Origin of the sequence: Sphingomonas sp. NFR04 (genome assembly GCF_900114095.1) — a bacterium.
GTDB lineage: Bacteria > Pseudomonadota > Alphaproteobacteria > Sphingomonadales > Sphingomonadaceae > Sphingomonas.
This window is the reverse complement of record NZ_FORV01000003.1, coordinates 470,369-488,195: the sequence shown is the minus strand read 5'-3', so window position 1 is coordinate 488,195 and position 17,827 is coordinate 470,369. Positions and strand designations below refer to the sequence as shown.

Annotated in this window: 18 protein-coding genes; 8 read left to right on the top strand and 10 right to left on the bottom strand. The window is 68.0% G+C overall.

Going from position 1 to position 17,827, the window contains the following annotated elements:
* Positions 1 to 8 precede the first annotated feature (8 nt).
* Positions 9 to 911 (bottom strand): manganese catalase family protein, encoded by a 903-nt coding sequence (locus tag BM009_RS12225; RefSeq protein ID WP_093296471.1) that lies wholly within the window; start codon positions 909 to 911, stop codon positions 9 to 11.
* A gap of 256 nt (positions 912 to 1,167) precedes the next feature.
* Between BM009_RS12225 and BM009_RS12220 the strand changes: the two genes are divergently transcribed.
* The gene (locus tag BM009_RS12220; RefSeq protein ID WP_093296470.1) at positions 1,168 to 1,410 is read left to right on the top strand and encodes a hypothetical protein; all 243 of its coding nucleotides are present in this window, start codon (positions 1,168 to 1,170) and stop codon (positions 1,408 to 1,410) included.
* Positions 1,411 to 1,559: 149 nt separating this feature from the next.
* Here BM009_RS12220 and BM009_RS12215 read toward each other — a convergent pair whose 3' ends face one another.
* The 8 genes from BM009_RS12215 to BM009_RS12180 all read right to left on the bottom strand — a co-directional run bounded on the left by BM009_RS12215 (position 1,560) and on the right by BM009_RS12180 (position 11,216).
* Positions 1,560 to 2,048, bottom strand: coding sequence for a hypothetical protein (locus BM009_RS12215; RefSeq protein WP_093296468.1), 489 nt, complete (start codon positions 2,046 to 2,048; stop codon positions 1,560 to 1,562).
* Between the two features lie 128 nt (positions 2,049 to 2,176).
* Entirely contained in the window at positions 2,177 to 2,545 is a 369-nt protein-coding gene (locus BM009_RS12210) for a hypothetical protein (RefSeq protein ID WP_093296467.1), read from the bottom strand.
* Positions 2,546 to 2,623: 78 nt separating this feature from the next.
* Positions 2,624 to 4,585, bottom strand: a complete 1,962-nt coding sequence (gene ftsH, locus BM009_RS12205) for an ATP-dependent zinc metalloprotease FtsH (protein ID WP_093296465.1) — start codon at positions 4,583 to 4,585, stop codon at positions 2,624 to 2,626.
* A 68-nt stretch (positions 4,586 to 4,653) separates the two neighbouring features.
* Positions 4,654 to 5,667, bottom strand: a complete 1,014-nt coding sequence (gene tilS / locus BM009_RS12200) for a tRNA lysidine(34) synthetase TilS (protein ID WP_093296463.1) — start codon at positions 5,665 to 5,667, stop codon at positions 4,654 to 4,656.
* Positions 5,645 to 6,550: a tol-pal system YbgF family protein gene (bamD, locus tag BM009_RS12195; protein WP_093296461.1), complete on the bottom strand. Its 906-nt coding sequence runs from the start codon at positions 6,548 to 6,550 to the stop codon at positions 5,645 to 5,647. The genes tilS and bamD overlap by 23 nt, the downstream gene beginning before the upstream one ends.
* Before the next feature lie 82 nt (positions 6,551 to 6,632).
* Positions 6,633 to 7,547 carry a helix-turn-helix domain-containing protein gene (locus BM009_RS12190; RefSeq protein WP_254772261.1) on the bottom strand — a complete coding sequence of 305 codons (915 nt, stop codon included), beginning with the start codon at positions 7,545 to 7,547 and terminating at the stop codon, positions 6,633 to 6,635.
* A gap of 124 nt (positions 7,548 to 7,671) precedes the next feature.
* Positions 7,672 to 9,948, bottom strand: a complete 2,277-nt coding sequence (ptsP, locus tag BM009_RS12185; protein WP_093296457.1) for a phosphoenolpyruvate--protein phosphotransferase — start codon at positions 9,946 to 9,948, stop codon at positions 7,672 to 7,674.
* Between the two features lie 236 nt (positions 9,949 to 10,184).
* Entirely contained in the window at positions 10,185 to 11,216 is a 1,032-nt protein-coding gene (locus tag BM009_RS12180; protein WP_175487994.1) for an NAD(P)H-dependent flavin oxidoreductase, read from the bottom strand.
* A gap of 177 nt (positions 11,217 to 11,393) precedes the next feature.
* Here BM009_RS12180 and BM009_RS12175 point away from each other — a divergent pair, with 177 nt between their 5' ends.
* Positions 11,394 to 13,937 carry a glycosyl hydrolase 115 family protein gene (locus BM009_RS12175; RefSeq protein WP_254772260.1) on the top strand — a complete coding sequence of 848 codons (2,544 nt, stop codon included), beginning with the start codon at positions 11,394 to 11,396 and terminating at the stop codon, positions 13,935 to 13,937.
* 28 nt (positions 13,938 to 13,965) lie between these two features.
* Here BM009_RS12175 and BM009_RS12170 read toward each other — a convergent pair whose 3' ends face one another.
* The gene (locus tag BM009_RS12170) at positions 13,966 to 15,237 is read right to left on the bottom strand and encodes an aspartate kinase (protein ID WP_093296454.1); all 1,272 of its coding nucleotides are present in this window, start codon (positions 15,235 to 15,237) and stop codon (positions 13,966 to 13,968) included.
* A 58-nt stretch (positions 15,238 to 15,295) separates the two neighbouring features.
* On the opposite strand from BM009_RS12170, the gene ubiG reads away from it, so the two are divergent.
* From ubiG to BM009_RS12140, 6 genes are read left to right on the top strand one after another with little or no spacing between them, the layout of a single operon-like run.
* Entirely contained in the window at positions 15,296 to 16,027 is a 732-nt protein-coding gene (gene ubiG / locus BM009_RS12165; protein ID WP_093296453.1) for a bifunctional 2-polyprenyl-6-hydroxyphenol methylase/3-demethylubiquinol 3-O-methyltransferase UbiG, read from the top strand.
* A gap of 4 nt (positions 16,028 to 16,031) precedes the next feature.
* Positions 16,032 to 16,727 carry a uracil-DNA glycosylase gene (gene ung / locus BM009_RS12160; RefSeq protein ID WP_093296451.1) on the top strand — a complete coding sequence of 232 codons (696 nt, stop codon included), beginning with the start codon at positions 16,032 to 16,034 and terminating at the stop codon, positions 16,725 to 16,727.
* A gap of 38 nt (positions 16,728 to 16,765) precedes the next feature.
* Entirely contained in the window at positions 16,766 to 17,020 is a 255-nt protein-coding gene (locus BM009_RS12155; RefSeq protein ID WP_093296450.1) for a type II toxin-antitoxin system Phd/YefM family antitoxin, read from the top strand.
* On the top strand, positions 17,017 to 17,283 hold the full coding sequence (locus tag BM009_RS12150) for a Txe/YoeB family addiction module toxin (RefSeq protein ID WP_093296448.1): 267 nt from the start codon (positions 17,017 to 17,019) through the stop codon (positions 17,281 to 17,283). The genes BM009_RS12155 and BM009_RS12150 overlap by 4 nt, the downstream gene beginning before the upstream one ends.
* 45 nt (positions 17,284 to 17,328) lie before the next feature.
* Positions 17,329 to 17,547 carry a type II toxin-antitoxin system RelB family antitoxin gene (locus tag BM009_RS12145; RefSeq protein ID WP_093296607.1) on the top strand — a complete coding sequence of 73 codons (219 nt, stop codon included), beginning with the start codon at positions 17,329 to 17,331 and terminating at the stop codon, positions 17,545 to 17,547.
* Positions 17,531 to 17,797 carry a type II toxin-antitoxin system RelE family toxin gene (locus tag BM009_RS12140; protein WP_093296446.1) on the top strand — a complete coding sequence of 89 codons (267 nt, stop codon included), beginning with the start codon at positions 17,531 to 17,533 and terminating at the stop codon, positions 17,795 to 17,797. The genes BM009_RS12145 and BM009_RS12140 overlap by 17 nt, the downstream gene beginning before the upstream one ends.
* The last annotated feature ends 30 nt before the right edge of the window (positions 17,798 to 17,827 follow it).

The following is a 17,827-nucleotide window of genomic DNA, read 5'->3' as shown; positions in this document are numbered from 1 at the left end:
CGGAAGGTTCAGGCTTCCACGTCGTTCTTGGTCCGCCCCGCGCCTGGGCCGGCGGCGAGATCGGCGCCGGTGGTCGGATTGGTCGAGGGATCGGACTTGGTCCGCTCGGCCAGCTGCGTCAGCGCGGCGGTATCGGCCGAACCCAGCGTCACGGTCGGCATGCCGTCGCCACTGTCGGCTGGGAGCGTCTGCTGGAGATCGTCGACCCGATCCCATTCCGGCCCGTCGTTCCACGGCCCCAGCATGTCGCCCTCGCCCTGCGAGGTGTTGACGTACATGCTCGCATATTCCGGCACGCCCGGCAGCTTGCCCGGCGGGAAATTGTCCTCGATCGCATAGAGTGCCTTCTCGAACGATTTCTGGTGCGCCACCTCGCGCGTCATCAGGAACTTGAGCGCGTCCTTGATGCCGGCATCGTCGGTGATGTTGATCAGCCGCTCATAGACGATCTTGGCGCGGCTCTCCGCGGCGATGTTCGAGCGCAGGTCGCAGGTCGGGTCGCCGCGGCTGTCGACATAGGCCGCCGTCCAGGGCACGCCCGCCGAGTTGGTCAGCGCCGGGCCGCCGCCATAGAGAATCGCCTGGGTGTGGCTGTTGCCGCCTTGCGTGAGCGACATGTACAGCTCGGCCTCTTCCATATCGCCTTCGGAGATATGCGCCTTCACGCCCTTGTTGAGCATCGCGACGATCGAGCCGATCACTTCGAGATGGCTCAACTCCTCGGTGGCGATGTCGAGCAGCATGTCCTTGCGGCCGGGATCATCCTCGGCGAGGCCTTGCGTGAAGTAGCGCATCGCCGCCGCCAGCTCGCCGTCCGGGCCGCCGAACTGTTCGAGCATCAGCGAGGCGAGGACCGGGTTTGGCTCGGCCACCCGCACCGTATATTGCAGGCGCTTGTTGTGCATGAACATGCAGTCTCTCCTTGAGCATTGCGTACGGGAAGACAGCGGATGGCCGAGCACATGGTTCAGATACTTCTGCGCTGATCGATTATTTGTGATTGATATGAATCAACTGGACTGCCTCGTGGACAGAACTATGCGGGTCGTTCCGGCTTCTTCAACATAGCTGTCGCTTGTGCGCTGAACGAGCCAGCCGATCAATGGAACGGGCAGCGGCGACCCTTCGTTGATGAACGAGAGACCCATAGAGTCAGGAGCGCGGCACATGAGCGACAAGCAACCGATGCAGGCGAGCGGGGGCGATGCGCACAAAGGCGCGCCCGACGGCGTCTCGGACGTCGACACCCATGGCCGCAGCGCGGGCGAGAGCGAAGGCGGCGCCTATCCGAACCCTTATCCGGACAAGGCGAAGAAGGAAGGCCCAGGCCATCTGATGGGCCATGGCGGGCAGAGCCATGTCAACTATGAGGGCGGCCCGAACCCGAACGCGACGACCAAGGGGGAGTAAGGCGCAGATGATCCTCCCCCGCCAGGGGGAGGTGGCGCGCGAAGCGCGACGGAGGGGGAGGAAGCACGAACCTCTCGGGCCTGCGTGCGTCCGCCCCCTCCGTCAGGCTGCGCCTGACACCTCCCCCTGGCGGGGGAGGATAGAGGTTGTCACCCGACCGCTGGCGTGAGGGCCTGGGCACCACCTGGCTCGATCGACGTGGCCTTATCCTCCACTGCAGGCGTCTCCGCGACTGCCGGGCTGGCGCCATCGGCTTCCTCTTCCTGCCCCAACGGCAGCGTCTTGCCCGTGGTGCGATCCAGCCCGATCGCGGTCACGATATCGAGCGCGGTTGCTGCGGCGACGAAGGCGATCGCACCCCACACCGCCTTGTTCTGCGGTGCCCGCCGCGCGGCGAGGCCGAGCGCTGCGATATCCATGGCATCGCCCGCCACGCGGTTCCACACGCGCACGCTGTGCGCCGGCCCGGCAAGCAACGCCGCCCCCGCGAACAGCTCGCGTGCACCGAAGGTCCGCACCACGCCGTCATGGTCTTCCGCCGAAAGCCCGCGCGCGATGCGCTTCGAGGCGGCGAGTTCGGCGATGCCGAGCCCGATCGAGAAAACGCCCAGTCCAAATCCCAGCTTGCGATAGTCCATCGGTCCGCTCCTTGCGCTTCGTGTGATCGATGCGCCCGACAAGGTTGATGCCGGACGGCGCTTCACCAACCGCTTGCAAGCAACCGCCGTTCCGAGGATTTCGCCAATACTATCCTATGTTTACAGGATCATTTGCACGGGAAGCGCTGCTGCATCATCGCAGCGAACGCCGCCTTCACGCTGATGCCGCGCTGCGCCGGCGGGATCTTCTCGAACGCCGCGATCAGATCGTTGCTGCTCATCTTCGCCTGCCCCTTGGGCGGCGGGCAACTGCTCGGCTTCTTGCCCGCCGCAGCCTCCGCCGCGAGGTCGCCGCGATAGGCGGTCGATGCGCCTTCGATCTCCTGCTTGAGCAATCCGATGTCGGAGGAGAACATCGCCATCGCGCCCTTGGCCTTGAGCGCGTTCACCTTGGCGAGGAAGTCGGCCACGCTCATCGCCTGGGCGGGAACCGCCACCAGCATCAGTCCACCGGCCGCCAGAAACAGTCGTCGCATAAGAAAAAACGCTCCCGGGAGGGGTTCCCGGGAGCGTTCTTTATCGGTGCGAAGCTGAACCTGGCAATGCCAGACCGTTCAGGCCCCCTGCGGTGCCGGGTTGCCGAACGGATCCTTGAGCTTGCGCGTCTTGGGGATCGAGGTGCCGCCCACGGCCGGCATCCCCGGCGTACCGGTCGGGTCGCCGCGATCCAGCGTCTCGCCCGCGATCAGCTTCTTGATCTCCTCGCCGGTCAGCGTCTCATATTCGAGCAACGCCAGCGCGATGGTGTGGAGCTGGTCGGTATGGTCGCCCAGGATCTGGCGCGCGCGGTTGAGGCCCTTCTCGACGAAGGCCTTCACTTCAGCGTCGATCAGCCGTGCGGTCTCGTCCGACATCGGCTTGGAGCGCGCCACCGAATAGCCGGTGAAGCTGTCCTCGCTCTCCGAGAAGTCGAGCGGGCCGAGATTGTCCGACAGGCCCCATTTCGTGACCATCGCGCGGGCGAGACGGGTCGCTTGCATGATGTCGTTCGAGGCACCCGAGCTGACCTTGTCATAGCCGAAGATCAGTTCCTCGGCCACGCGGCCGCCGAACGCCACGGCGATATCGGCATGCATCTTGTCACGGTGATAGCTGTACGAATCGCGCTCCGGCAGCGGCTGCACCATGCCCAGCGCGAAGCCGCGCGGGATGATCGTCGCCTTGTGGATCGGATCGGCGGTCGGCTCGTGCGCGAATACGAGGGCATGGCCGGCTTCGTGATAGGCGGTCATCCGCTTCTCATCGTCGGTCATCACCATGGAGCGGCGCTCGGCGCCCATCAGCACCTTGTCGCGCGCGTCGTCGAATTCCTGCGCCGCCACCAGCCGCTTGCCGCGACGGGCCGCGAGCAGCGCCGCCTCGTTGACGAGGTTGGCGAGATCGGCACCCGAGAAGCCCGGCGTGCCGCGCGCGATCACGCGGGCGTCGACGTCCGGTGCGATCGGCACCTTCTTCATATGGACCTGCAGGATCTTCACGCGGCCCTCGATATCGGGGCGCGGCACCTGCACCTGGCGGTCGAAGCGGCCCGGACGCAGCAGCGCCGGATCGAGCACGTCGGGGCGGTTGGTTGCGGCCACGATGATGATGCCTTCATTGGCTTCGAAGCCGTCCATCTCGACCAGCAGCTGGTTCAGCGTCTGCTCGCGCTCGTCATTCTGGTTGCCCAGACCGGCGCCACGCGAACGGCCGACCGCGTCGATTTCGTCGATGAAGACGATGCACGGCGCCGACTTCTTGGCCTGCTCGAACATGTCGCGCACGCGGCTGGCGCCGACGCCGACGAACATCTCGACGAAGTCCGAACCCGAAATGGTGAAGAAGGGCACGCCCGCCTCACCCGCGATCGCGCGGGCGAGCAGCGTCTTGCCGGTGCCGGGCGAGCCGACCAGCAGCGCGCCCTTGGGGATCTTGCCGCCGAGGCGTGCGAACTTCGACGGGTCCTTGAGGAACTCGACGATCTCCTGCAGCTCCTCGCGCGCCTCGTCGATGCCGGCGACGTCGTCGAAGGTGACCTTGCCTTCCTTCTGCGTCAGCAGGCGGGCGCGGCTCTTGCCGAAGCCCATCGCGCCCGAGCCCGAATTCTTCTGCATCTGGCGCAGCACGAAGAAGGCGATGCCGAGGAACAGCAGGAAGGGCAGCGACTGGACGAGGATATACTGCCAGATCGACGGACTGTCCTCGGGGCGGGCGTTGATCACCACGCCCTTGCCGCGCAGCGTCTCGACCAGCTTGGGATCGCCCGGGTTGTTCGTGCGGAACTTGCCCTCGCTCGTCGATCCGGTGATCACGCCGGAGCCGACCGCGATGTTGACGTCCTTCACGTCACCCGACTGCACCTTGTCGAGGAAGGTCGAATAGGGGATCGCGTTGCCGGTGGGCTGCGCGGTGCGGGTGTCGAACAAGGTGACGAACAGCGCCAGGGCTGCGAGAATACCTACCCAGATGAGCAGGCTCTTCATCCAGGGGTTGTTGCCCCCGTTTTCCGGACCCTGCTGCTTGCCGTTATCGCTCATCGTGTACCCGGTACCTTTCAAGCCCTAAGATAGGCGCGGCGGCGTCAATGACAATGGAACAACGTCGATCATGGTGATCGATGCGGGGGCGCCGGCGCGAACTGCCAGCGGGGCCCCGGTCGCACCACGACTCCGGCCAAGGTCGCCACCCGACCGGCATCCACCGCGGCGATCAGCCGGTCAAGCCCGGAACCGCGCGGGGGCGGCGCGTCGGCCACCGTTTTGAGCGCGCGGGCGACGAGGCGGCGACGGAGTTCGCGCGGCAGATCGGCGAGGTCAAGCGCGACCTTGTCGTCGTCCACCTCTGCCCGCTCTGCCCACTCGCGCTCGGCTACCCAGTCAAGCGCCGCTTCGGCGTCGCGCAGGTTGGTGGCGGCGAGGGCAAGGCGCGACGGCGGCAGTTCGGGGGTTTCTGCAAGCAGGCGGCGCGCGCGGCTGCGGTCGAAGCGGGGATGGCGGTTCGACGGGTCCTCGACGGGCTCGATGCCGGCGGCGTGAATCAAGGCGGCCAGCTCGGCGCGCGACCAGCCGAGCAGCGGGCGGACCAGCAATGTCGGCGCGCCGGTGCGCAGCGGCCGGTTCGGGCGCATCGCGGCGAGGCCGCCCAGCCCTGCCCCGCGCCGGGCGCGGAGGAGGAAGGTCTCGGCAAGGTCGTCCTGCTGGTGGGCCACGGCGACCCATGGCGCACCGGCGGCGACGGCCCAGTCGCCGAGGCAGCGATAGCGCATCGCTCGCGCACGATCCTGCAGGTTGCCGCCCGCCAGCATTTCGGGCCGCGGCGGCAGGATCGCATGGGGGACGCCGATGCGCGTGCAGAGCGTGCCGACGAATGCGGCTTCCTCTGCCGATTCCGCGCGCAGGCCGTGATCGACGGTGGCGGCGAGCACGGCGCCCGGAAAGGCCGCACGGGCGAGGAGCAGCAGCGCCACGCTGTCCGTGCCGCCCGAAACGGCGATCCCGATAGGTTCAGCGGCGCTGGGCGGTCGCCCCGCCACGGCAAGCCAGTCGGGGGTGAAGCGGGCGACGTCCGCGCCCGCGATCGCGTCGATCAGCGACGCGTCATTTGCAGCGCTGATCCGCACGACCCTTGGCGACGCCCGCGCGCATTTCGGCCGAGAGGCCGGGGCCGTAGACCTTGTTCAGCTCGTCATAGACCTTGCAGACCTCGCCCGCCGGCTTGTTCAGCTTCACCAGCGCCTGGGCGAGAAAATAGAGGCTGTCCGGCGCGCGCTCGCCATTCGGGTCCTTGGTGTAGTTCTCGTACAGCGCGACCGCGGCGAGGCTCGGCTTGTTGTCGTCGAGATAGGCACGGCCGAGCAGATTGCGCGCGAAGCTGGCACGCTTGCCGGTCGGGTATTTGGCCTTGTACTGCTCCAGCGCCTTGGCCGCTTCCGGATAGAGCTTCGCCTGCCACAGGCGGAAGCCGTAGAGATACAGGTCCTCGCCGGCATCGCCGGTGCTCGGCTTGCCCACTGCGGCGACCTTGGCGGCACGGTCGCCCGAGGGCTGCGCCGGGGCAGCGGCGGAATCGCCCGAGGCGGCGACGGCGCCGTCGGTCGGCATCGCATCGGCCACCGGCTGGGGCGGGGTTTCCAGCGCCTTCACGCGCGCATCGGTGGCGGCCTTGTAGGCGCCGAACGCCTCTTCCAGCTGGCGCATGCGATACTGGTTCTGCTCGACCTGGCCGGTCATCGTCTGGATCTGGCTTTCCAGTGCCGCGACGCGCTCGGTCAGGTCGGCCAGCGGCGTGGTCGCGGGCACACCGGGCGGCGTGTTGTCGACCTGCTGGGTGATCTGCGGCTCGACGGTCATGCCCGCGCCGCCGGGGAACACCTTGCGCTGCACCGCGCGCATTTCGCGCTCCAGCTTGTCGACGCGCGGGCCGACATTGCCGTCCTGCGCCATGGCGGTGCCGTTGAAGCCGAACGCGGCAAAGGCCAGTGCCGCTGCGAGAGCAATACGCATCGTCGATCAATCCTTACGCGCCTCCCGGGGAACGGAGGCGTGGCGCCGCTATAGCCAAGCGGCGCCCGCTTGCGCCACCCCCTCAGGGGTTGGGCGTGTCACCCGCCGGCGTGGTGGCGGCCGCAGGGGCCGCGGTCGCATCGGTGCTGCTGGCGCGCGGGGTGCTGCGGCGACGCAGCGGCGTCGCGGCGGCGGTCGCGTCCGGCGTCGGCGACGGGGTAGCACCCGGCTGGCCGCGGGCACGCAGCGCCGCCGAGGTCAGCTCGGCCTCGACCACCTTCACCTCGGTGCCGAGCGGGGCGACTTCGCTGCCGTTGAGCAGCACCTGCAGCTGGTCCGGGCGGCCGGTGCGGATGCGCGGATGGTCGGCATCGTCGGGCACGTCATAGCGCTCGCCGGCGGCCAGTTCCTTCTCGGCGAGCTTCTTGCCGGTCGCGTCGGTGATGCGGATCCAGGCCGGGCCGCGGGCGACCAAGGTGACATGCTCGACCGCGGGAACGGTCGGCGTCGGTGCCGGCGCGGGGGCGGGGGCCGTGGGGGTCGGGGATGGCTCGAGCTGCTGGACCAGGCTGTCGCCCTGCGAGGCGCTGCCGCCGCGGAACCAGTCGGTGCCGTACCAGATGCCGATGCCGGCGACGATCACCAGCGCGACGATCACGCCCAACCAGACGATCCCGCCGGGGGCGGCGCGCGACGGCTCCTGCAGCGGATATTCGGGGGTGATGGCGGGCCGCTCGATCTGGCCGAGCTCGGCGCGGACGTCCTGCGCGATCGACACTTCGTCAACGTTGACCGCGCGGGCATAGGCCTTGGCGAAGCCGCTGGCATAGGTGATCGACGGCAGCCCGGAATAGGTGCCCTGCTCGATCGCTTCGAGGTGGCGCTGGGGGATGCGGGTGCGCGCGGCGATCTCGGGGAGATCCAGCCCCATGGCTTCGCGCGCGGCGCGCAGACGATCGCCGGGGCGCGCGGATGTCGGGGTGAATTCTTCGGGCATGTCGCCTTGCATTCTGTCCTCCGGCGAACGCGTTAGACCCTGGAACGTCCGCCTTATGCTGCAGGGGATGCCCTCCCGGCCGTATCGCTGTCAACGCCGGGGAGGAAATCATTCCGGTGGATGGTCAGGCCAGTTCGACGCCCTGCGCTTCCGCCCAGGCGGTCAGCACGTCGCGTAAGGGAGCCTCTGGGTGCCGCAGCATCTCGTCCATCGCCGCCATCACCGCGCCGCGATCGAGGCCGCGCAGCATCGCCTTGATCGGCCCCACCGCGGCGGGGGTGATCGACAGCCGGTCGATGCCCAGCCCGATCAGCGCCAGCGCCTCGAGCGGCCGCCCGCCCATCTCGCCGCACACCGCCACCGGTACGCCCGCGGCGCGCGCCTGGTCGCTCACCCGCTTGAGGAAGCGCAGGATCGCCGGGCTCAGCCAGTCGTAGCGCAGCGCCAGCTTGGGATGCGCGCGATCGGCGGCGAACAGGAACTGGGTGAGGTCGTTGGTGCCGATCGACAGGAACTGCAGCTTGGGCAGCAGCAGGTCGAGCACCTCGGCCAGCGCCGGCACCTCGAGCATCGCGCCGTAGCGGATCTCGGTCGGCATCTTGCGCCCGCGCGCGGCAAGCCAGCCATGCTGCGCCTCGAACAGCGCCCGCGCCTCGTCGAACTCCCAGGGTTCGGAGACCATCGGGAACATCACGTTGAGCGTGCGTCCAGCCGCCGCCTCGATCAGCGCGCGCGCCTGCGCCTTCATCAGACCGTCGCGATCGAGCGCCAGCCGCAGCGCGCGCCAGCCCATGGCGGGGTTCTCTTCCTCGCCATCCTCGTCGTGATTGAGATAGGGCAGCGCCTTGTCGCCGCCGATATCGACGGTGCGGAACACCACCGGCCGATCGCCGGCGGTTTCGAGCACGTCGCGATACAGCCGCCGCTGCGCCTCGCGCTGCGGCAGCGTCGCGGAGACGAGGAACTGAAATTCGGTGCGGAACAGGCCGATCCCGTCGGCGCCAGTCAGGTCCAGCGCCGCCACATCGTCGCGCAACCCGGCATTGACCATCACCGTCACCCGGTGCCCGTCCTTGGTGACGGGTGCGACGTTCTTGAGCTGGGCGAACGCCGCGCGACGCTTCTGGCTGAGCGCGAGCTTGGCCTCGAACGCCTCCTCCATCACCAGCGACGGCCGCACGAACAGGCTTTCCTCGCCCACGTCGAGCAGCAGCAGGTCGCCCTCGGCCACCTCGCGGCGGATCTCGCGGACGCGACCCAAGACCGGCACGCCCATCGCGCGGGCGACGATGGTGACGTGCGCCGTGAGCGAACCTTCCTCCAGCACCACGCCCTTCAGCCGCCGGCGGTCATATTCGAGCAGTTCGGCCGGCCCCAAATTGCGCGCGATCAGGATCGAATCCTGCCGCAGCCCCAACTGCGCGGCGGTGCCGAGCTGGCCCGAGACGATGCGCAGCAAGCGGTTGGACAGGTCCTCCAGGTCGTGCATCCGGTCGCGGAGCAGCGGATCGTCGATCTCGCGCATGCGCTGGCGGGTGCGCTGCTGGACGCGCTCGATCGCCGCCTCCGCAGTCAGGCCGGAATCGATCGCCTCGTTGATGCGGCGGCTCCAGCCTTCGTCATAGGCGAACATCTTGTAGGTGGCGAGGATCTCCTCATGCTCGCCGCCGATGGCGAACTCGGCCTGGCTGGTCATGCGGTCGATCTGTTCGCGCATCTTGTCGAACGCGGCATAGACGCGGTGGCGCTCGGCCTCGGTATCCTCGGCGACGGTATGTTCGATGGTGATGCGCGGCTGGTGGAACACGGCCACGCCGCGCGCCATGCCCTCGACCAGCCGGAAGCCGCGGATCGTGCCCGCCGCGGTGGGCTGGAGCCGGGTGGAGGTGCCGCCGGTGGCGTCGATCAGCTCGGCATTCGCGATCAGTTCGGAGAGCACCATCGCCACGGTCTGCAGCGCCTCGATCTCGATATCGGCATAGCGGCGCGGATCGACATGCTGCACGGCGAGCACGCCCACCGCCCGCTCGCGCCGGATGATCGGCACGCCGGCAAAGCTGTGGAAGCGGTCCTCGCCCGTTTCGGGGTTGTGGACGAAATTGGGGTGGCTGGTCGCCTCGTCGAGGTTGAGCGTCTCGACATGCGCGGCGATGGTGCCGACCAGCCCCTCGCCGAGCCCCAGCCTGGTGACGTGCACCGCTTCCTGCGCCAGACCGCGGGTGGCGAACAGCTCCAGCACGCCTTCGCGCAGCAGGTAGATCGAGCAGACCTCGCTGTGCAGCGCCTCGCCGATGATGTTGACGACCGAATTCAGCTTCGACTGGACCGGCAGCCGTTTCGCCATCAGGTCGTGCAGGCGGGTGAGGATTTCCCGGGCGGAGGCGGCTGCGGTCAAGGCCATGGATCAGCGGTAACAGATTGTGCGCACCCGCGCCAAGCCGGGCGCGCAGCAAAAGCGCGGAATACGGAACCGCGGACGCTGCGGCAGGCAGAGAATGCCCGCCGAACCAACCATCGTCATTCCCGCGAAGGCGGGAATCCATTTGCCAGGACGCTGGGGGCAGGAACCGCGGATTCAGCGCCAATGGATCCCCGCCTGCGCGGGGATGACGATGGGTTTGTGGAGCGCGCGCAGTCTTACGCCGCGCGCTTCTCCAGCGCGTGGGCGGCTTCGGCCATCAGCGTTGCGATGATCGTCGCGACCGGCTCTTCCTTGGTGACCATGCCGACCGACTGGCCGGCCATCACGCTGCCATGCTCGATATCGCCGTCGATCACCGCGCGGCGCAAGGCACCCGCCCAGTAATGCTCGATCTGCAGCTGCGCCTCGGCCATCTCGATGCCGCCCTGGTCCAGCGCCTGCGCCACTTCGCGCTGCTTGGCGGTGAACAGCTCGCCGCCGGCATTCTTGAGCGCGCGCACCGGGATCACCGGCAGGCGCGGATCGATCTGCACGCTGGCGATCGCGTCGCGCGCCGAGGCGCGGATGAACGCCTTCTTGAAATTGGGATGCGCGATACTCTCCGTCGCCGCCGCGAAGCGGGTGCCGAGCTGGACGCCCGCCGCCCCCATGTCGAGATAGCCCGCGATCGCCTCGCCGCGGCCGATGCCGCCGGCAACGAACACGGGTACCTGCGAAGCCACCTCGGGCAGGATTTCCTGCGCCAGCACGCTGGTCGAGACCGGGCCGATATGGCCGCCGGCTTCCATACCTTCGACGACGAGCGCGTCGACACCCGAGCGGATCAGCTTCTTGGCGAGGCTCAGCGCCGGCGCGAAGCAGATCAGCTTGGCCCCGTGGCCCTTGATCGCGTCGAGCGAGCCAGCCGGCGGCAGCCCGCCCGCGAGCACCACATGCCCCACGCCGTGCTTGCCACACACCTCGATCAGCTCGAACAGCTGCGGGTGCATGGTGATCAGGTTGACGCCGAACGGCTTGTCCGTCAGCGCCTTGGTCGCGGCGATCTCCGCGTCGAGCAGCTCGGGGCTCATCGCGCCGCACGCGATCACGCCGAAGCCACCCGCGTTGGAAATGGCGGCGACGAGGTTGCGCTCAGATACCCAGGACATCGCGCCGCCCAGGATGGCGGTCTCGCTGCCCAGGAATTCGCAGCCGCGCGCCATGCGGCGGGCCAGGCGCTCGGCGCCGATCGTGGAGGTGCTGGTCATCGAGCGCGCCTAGCGCCGCGGGGGCGGACTCTGCAAGGGGCCGCAACCATCGCGATGTGCCGGTTTCCTCCTTGCCCGCCAAACCGCAACTGGTCATGATAGCGCTATCAACCATAAGAAAATCCAGGAGTTGCGATGTCCTCCCCCGTTGATTCTCTCCTCGCGGTGGATCGCCGCATGCTGCTGCAAGCATCGGCCGCGGCGGCGCTGGCCGCAGGCGCTGCGCATGCCGGCACCTCGTCGGAGCCGCTCGCCCTGGTGGACGGCAAGGGAGTCGGCTTCCCGCTGATCCGCGGCGGCGTGCCCGCGACGTTGGTGGTGGATGCAGGTGCCGACCCGGCGCTCACCCATGTCGCGGATGCCTTCGCCCAGGATCTCGCGCGTGTCGGCGGCACCGCCCCGCGCCGTATCGAGAAGCTCGAGGAGGCGAAGGCGCCAGTGGTGCTGATCGCCCAGCTCGGCCGCTCGCCGATGCTCGACGCGCTGGTGCGGCAGGGCCGGATCGACGTGCACGACCTGCAGGGCGAATGGGAAGCCTATCGCCAGATCGTGCTCGACAACCCTGCCCCCGGCATCCCCCAGGCGCTGGTGATCGTGGGGTCGGATCGGCGCGGCGCGGTCTATGGCACCTACGATATTTCCCAGCGGATCGGCGTCTCGCCCTGGCACTGGTTCGCCGACGTGCCGGTGCGCCGCCGCGCCGATGTGACGCTCGCCCCCGGCTCGCGGCGCGACCAGCCGCGGGTGCGCTATCGCGGCTTCTTCATCAACGACGAGGACCCCGCCTTCAGCGGCTGGGCCAAGAAGCATTTCGGCGGGATCAACGCCGCGATGTACGCCCATGTCTTCGAGCTGCTGCTGCGGCTGAAGGGCAATTATCTGTGGCCGGCGATGTGGGGCAAGGCGTTCAACGACGACGATCCCCAGAACATGGTGCTCGCCGACGCGATGGGCGTGGTGATGGGCACCTCGCACCACGAGCCGATGACCCGCGCGCAGGAGGAATGGCACCGCAACACCGACCAGGGCGTCACCGGCGGCAAATGGGATTACGCAACCAATGCCGAGAATCTCCGCCGCTTCTGGCGGGGCGGCATCGAGAGGATGATGTCGAAGGGCGACGGCAAGGGCTATGACTGCCTGGTCACCGTCGGCATGCGTGGCGACGGCGACGAGGCGATGGCGGAGGGCACCGCCACCGGGCTGCTCGAGAAGATCGTGGCGGACCAGCGCAGCATTCTGGCCGATGTGACCAAGCGCCCCGCCGAGGCGACGCCGCAGATGTGGGCGCTCTACAAGGAAGTGCAGGATTATTACGACCACGGCATGCGCGTGCCGGACGACGTCACGCTGTTGTTCGCCGACGACAATTGGGGCCAGATCCGCCGGCTGGCGACCGCCGACCTCAACCGCAAGGGCGGCTACGGCGTCTACTACCATTTCGATTATGTGGGGGCACCGCGCAACTACAAGTGGCTGAACACCAACCAGATCGAGAAGAACTGGCAGCAGATGGACCTCGCCTGGCAGCGGGGCGCGCGGACGATCTGGATCGTCAATGTCGGCGACCTCAAGCCGATGGAATATCCGCTGAGCTTCTTCCTGGAGCAAGCGTGGAACCCCGAGGCGATGACGCTGGAGACGATGGCCGCCTATCCGGCGCGTTGGGCAGGCGCGGCGTTCGGTCCGGCGCAGGCGGAGAAGGTCGGCGCGCTGCTCACCCGCTATGGCCAGCTCGCCGCACGGCGGAAGCCCGAGCTGCTTGACGCCGATAGCTTCGCGCTCGGCCCGGTGCGGAGTGACGGCAAGCTCGACGGCGGGGATTTCGGCCGCGTGGTCGCCGAATGGGAGGCGCTGGAGCGCGACATGGCGGCGGTGAAGCCCCGCATCGCCGCCGATGCGCGCGACGCGTGGTTCCAGCTGGTCGAGCACCCGATCCTCGCGGTCGCGAACGTCTACCGGCTTTACTACGCCGTCGCGTGGAACCGCCGTCTGGCCGCAGCCAACGACGCGCGCGCCAACGCGTTCGCCGAGCAGGCCGAGCGCGCCTTCGCCCGCGATACGGAGATCACCGCCGCCTATCACGCGCTGAACGGCGGCAAATGGGACGGGATGATGGCCCAGACCCATATTGGCTACACCAACTGGCAGGAGCCCAAGCAGCAGGTGATGCCGATGGTGCGCCGCGTTGACGGCAAGGCCGGGCCGATCGTCTTCGTGCCGCCTTCGCGCCCCGCCGATCAGATCGTGATCGAGGCACCGGACTTCGTGGCAGCCAGCGGCGGCAAGGGGCTAAACTGGCGTCGCGTGCCGCATCTCGGCCGCACGCAGGGCGCGGTGACGACCTTCCCGCAGGGTCGCCCCGCCACCGCTGCGGCGGACGGCGTCCATGTCGACTATGCAGTGGTGCTACCGAAGGGTGGCCCGCTCACCGTCGCGCTGGAGCTGGTGCCGACCCTCGACACGACGGGGCGCAACCAGCAGCGCATCGGCGTGTCGGTGAATGACGGCCCGGTGCAGATCCTCACCGACACGCTCGTCCCCGCCCCCAACGACACCAAGACCCAAGCCCAGCGCGACTGGAACAAGGCGGTCGAGGAGAACGGCCGCACGCTCGTCGCGCGCTTCCCCGCGGTGGCGCCCGGTGCCCATGTCGTGAAGGTCTGGCGCATCGACGACAATGTGGTCCTCCAGCGCCTCGTCGTGAAGACGGGGGCGTAGCCGGTCCGGCCACGCCCCCGCGCACGGGTCAGGCGGCGACGTCGTCCGCGTCGAGGCCATAGGCGGTGTGCAGCACGCGCACCGCCAGCTCGGTATAATCCTCTTCGATCAGCACCGAGACCTTGATCTCCGACGTGGTGATCGCCTGGATGTTGATGCCGCGCGCGCCCAGCGTCTGGAACATCGTCGCGGCAACGCCGGCATGGCTGCGCATGCCGACGCCGACTACCGACACCTTTGCCACCCGCGTGTCATGGCTGATGCCGGTGAAGCCGATCGCTTCCTTCTGCTGCGCCAGGATCTCCAGCGAGCGGGCAAGATCCGCCGCCGGCACCGTGAACGTCACGTCCGTCGCGCTGGCGCTGCCGGCGCTCTGGTGCGCGATGTTCTGGATGATCATGTCCACGTTGATGCTGGCATCGGCAAGCGGGGTGAAGATCGATGCCACCGCGCCGGGCTTGTCCGGCACTGCGGTGAGCGTGATCTTGGCCTCGTTCTTGTCGTGCGCGATGCCGGTGATGAGCTGGCGTTCCACGTCCTGAATCTCCTCTTCGCCCACGATCATCGTCCCGGGCAATGTATCTGCCATCGGCGCGTCATCGCCCGTGAAGGACGAGAGCACCTGCACGCGAACCCCTTCCTTCATCGCCAGGCCGACCGAACGAGTCTGGAGCACCTTGGCGCCGACGCTGGCGAGTTCGAGCATTTCCTCATAGGTCACGCGCTTCAGCTTGCGTGCGCGGGGCACGATGCGCGGATCGGTGGTGTAGACCCCGTCGACATCGGTGTAGATGTCGCAGCGATCGGCCTTCACCGCCGCCGCCACCGCCACCGCCGAGGTATCCGATCCGCCACGGCCCAGCGTGGTGATGCGGTTGTCGTGCACGCCCTGGAAGCCCGGCACCACCGCAACTTCGCCCGCGCCCATGCTGGCGAGCAGCGCGTCGGTGCCGATATCCTCGATCCGCGCCTTGGCGAAGGCGTCCGAGGTCTGCACCGGCAGCTGCCAGCCGAGCCAGGAGCGGGCCGGCACGCCGATCGCCTGCAGCGCGATCGCCAGCAGCCCGCTGGTGATCTGCTCGCCGGCCGAGACGACGACATCATATTCCTTGGGGTTGTAGAGCGACGAGGCCTCGCGGCAGAAGCCGACCAGCCGGTCGGTCTCGCCCGCCATCGCCGAGACGACCACGGCGACCTGGTTGCCCGCCTCCCATTCGCGTTTGACGCGGGCGGCGACGCTGCGGATACGCTCGATCCCGGCCATCGATGTGCCGCCGAACTTCATTACGATACGCGCCATGGCTGGTTGCTTGTTTCCTGCCCTTGGGAGAGATGGGCGTGCCTGATAGGAGCCAGCGATGCCGAACGCAACAATAGCTACGATTGACCCCCGTGAAGCGGAACATTTCGGTCGTCTGGCGGCCGATTGGTGGAATCCAAAGGGTTCCTCCGCCATGCTCCACAGGCTGAATCCTGCGCGGCTGGGCTATATTCGCCGCGCGATCGACGCGCATTGGGCAGGCGATTCGGCCGATTTCATGCCGCTGACCGGCAAGACCGCGATCGACGTCGGCTGCGGCGCCGGGCTGCTGTGCGAGCCGCTGGCCCGTCTCGGCGCGCGGGTAACCGGGGTGGACGCGGCCGCCGAGAATATCGGCGCGGCGCGTGCGCATGCCGAACTCTCCGGGCTGCCGATCGACTATGTCCATGGCGGCATCGAGGACCTTGCGGGGCGGACCTTTGATCTCGTCACCTCGATGGAAGTGATCGAGCATGTGAGCGATCCCGCTGCCTTCGTGCGCGGGCTGGCGGGAGCATTGGCCGAGGGCGGGCTGATGGTGCTCTCCACGCCCAACCGCACGCCGCTGTCGCGCCTGGCGATGATCACGCTCGCCGAGGGCACCGGCGCGATTCCCAAGGGCACGCACGACTGGAGCCGTTTCCTCAAGCCCGAGGAACTGGAGGCGCTGCTGGTCGACGCAGGCCTGAAGGTGTTCGATCGTCGGGGCCTGACCTTCTCGCCGACGCGCGGCTTCGTGGTGAACGAGCATGACGCGCTCAACTATCTGGTCACCGCGGTACGGGCCTGATCGGATGTCTACCGTGAAGCTCCACCCGAGCTGGCTCGCCCCGCTGGAGGAGGAATTCGCCCAGCCCTATATGGCGGCGCTGCGCGACTATCTCCGCGCCGAGAAGGCGGCGGGGAAGCGCATCTTCCCGGCGGGCAACGCGTGGTTCCGCGCGCTCGACCTGACGCCCCTGGAACAGGTGCGCGTCGTCATCCTCGGGCAGGATCCCTATCATGGCGAGGGCCAGGCGCACGGCCTGTGCTTCTCGGTGAAGCCCGGCGTGCGGGTGCCGCCGAGCCTGGTCAACATCTACAAGGAGATGGAGACCGACCTCGGCATCCACCGCGCGCAGCACGGCTTCCTGGAGCATTGGGCGGAACAGGGCGTGCTGCTGCTCAACGCGGTGCTGACCGTGGAAATGGGCCGCGCCGCCGCCCACCAGGGCCGCGGCTGGGAGCGCTTCACCGACGCGGTGATCCGGCTGGTCAACGCGAAGGCGGAGCCGGTGGTGTTCCTGCTCTGGGGCAGCCATGCGCAGAAGAAGGCAGCGTTCGTCGACTCGATCGACAAGGGCGGACGCCATCTGGTGCTCAAGGCCCCCCACCCCTCGCCGCTCTCGGCGCATTCCGGGTTCTTCGGGAGCCGGCATTTCAGCAAGGCGAACGCGTTTCTGGAGAGCATCGGCCAGAAGCCGATCGATTGGGCACTGCCGCCGCTGTGAGATTGAAGTTTTGTACAGATTGATGTACAACACTTGCCATGCAGACCCTGACCGTCTCGGAAACCCGCGCCAATCTTAAGGCCGTTCTGGACCGCGTCGTCGCCGACAAGGCGCCGATCCAGATCGTGCGTCCCAAGGGCGAGGGCGTGGTGCTGGTCTCCGAGAGCGAATGGGAGGGGATGCTGGAGACGATGCACCTGCTTGCGTCCCCCGAAAATGCACGGCGGCTGATGGAACGGATCGCCCGGTTCGATGCCGGTGAAGGCGAGGAGCACGAGCTGATCCAGCCGTGAAGGTAACGTTCGACCGCGATGCCTGGGCAGAATATGTCGATTGGCAGCGCGACGATCCCAAGGTTGCCGATCGCATCAACGCACTGATCGAGGAATGCCGGCGCCACCCGTTCACCGGCATCGGCAAGCCGGAGCCGCTCCGCCGCAACCTCTCCGGCTGGTGGTCGCGCCGGATCAGCGGCGAGCATCGACTGGTGTATCGGGTAAGCGGAACGGGCGACGCGCAGGTGCTGGAAGTGCTGAGCTGCCGCTATCATTATTGAGTGACCCGCCGCGTCACGCTATATTTGTATAGCAAGGAGGCGGACATGCTCGCGGTACGAATCGACGCAGACACGGAAAGGCGGCTGGAGGCACTGGCGGCCCGGACGGGGCGGACCAAGACCTTCTACGCCCGCGAGGCGATCCTAGCGCACCTCGACGATCTCGAAGACTTCTACCTCGCCGAAGAGCGGATGAAGGATTTCCGCTCCGAAGACGCGATCCCGCTGGCGGACCTGAAGGCCGAGCTTGGCCTGGGCGATTGAGTTCGCCCCCGAGGCGGCAAAGGAACTCCGCAAGCTCAGCAAACAGAAAGCCGGGCGCATCCTCCGGACACTCGAAGAGCGGATCGCAGCACTGGAAGATCCGCGCTCGCTCGGCGCCGCGCTAACCGGGGACCATAGCGGCTATTGGCGGTGGCGGATCGGCGACTATCGCGTGATTGCGCGGATCGAGGATGCGCGGGTGGTCATCCTCGTGGTGCGCGTCGGCCATCGCCGCGAGGTATATCGGTAGCCGGGCAGGCAAGCTGCCCACCCGGCTCCA

Bases quoted from the DNA above. Each gene is read 5' to 3' on its own strand.
- ftsH (WP_093296465.1), bottom strand. From the start codon at position 4,585: ATGAGCGATAACGGCAAGCAGCAGGGTCCGGAAAACGGGGGCAACAAC.
- BM009_RS12170 (WP_093296454.1), bottom strand. From the start codon at position 15,237: ATGGCGCGTATCGTAATGAAGTTCGGCGGCACATCGATGGCCGGGATC.
- BM009_RS12215 (WP_093296468.1), bottom strand. From the start codon at position 2,048: ATGGACTATCGCAAGCTGGGATTTGGACTGGGCGTTTTCTCGATCGGG.
- BM009_RS12220 (WP_093296470.1), top strand. From the start codon at position 1,168: ATGAGCGACAAGCAACCGATGCAGGCGAGCGGGGGCGATGCGCACAAA.
- ptsP (WP_093296457.1), bottom strand. From the start codon at position 9,948: ATGGCCTTGACCGCAGCCGCCTCCGCCCGGGAAATCCTCACCCGCCTG.
- ubiG (WP_093296453.1), top strand. From the start codon at position 15,296: ATGCCGAACGCAACAATAGCTACGATTGACCCCCGTGAAGCGGAACAT.
- BM009_RS12155 (WP_093296450.1), top strand. From the start codon at position 16,766: ATGCAGACCCTGACCGTCTCGGAAACCCGCGCCAATCTTAAGGCCGTT.
- bamD (WP_093296461.1), bottom strand. From the start codon at position 6,550: ATGCGTATTGCTCTCGCAGCGGCACTGGCCTTTGCCGCGTTCGGCTTC.
- BM009_RS12180 (WP_175487994.1), bottom strand. From the start codon at position 11,216: ATGACCAGCACCTCCACGATCGGCGCCGAGCGCCTGGCCCGCCGCATG.
- BM009_RS12145 (WP_093296607.1), top strand. From the start codon at position 17,329: ATGCTCGCGGTACGAATCGACGCAGACACGGAAAGGCGGCTGGAGGCA.
- BM009_RS12210 (WP_093296467.1), bottom strand. From the start codon at position 2,545: ATGCGACGACTGTTTCTGGCGGCCGGTGGACTGATGCTGGTGGCGGTT.
- BM009_RS12190 (WP_254772261.1), bottom strand. From the start codon at position 7,547: ATGCCCGAAGAATTCACCCCGACATCCGCGCGCCCCGGCGATCGTCTG.
- BM009_RS12175 (WP_254772260.1), top strand. From the start codon at position 11,394: ATGCTGCTGCAAGCATCGGCCGCGGCGGCGCTGGCCGCAGGCGCTGCG.
- BM009_RS12225 (WP_093296471.1), bottom strand. From the start codon at position 911: ATGTTCATGCACAACAAGCGCCTGCAATATACGGTGCGGGTGGCCGAG.
- ung (WP_093296451.1), top strand. From the start codon at position 16,032: ATGTCTACCGTGAAGCTCCACCCGAGCTGGCTCGCCCCGCTGGAGGAG.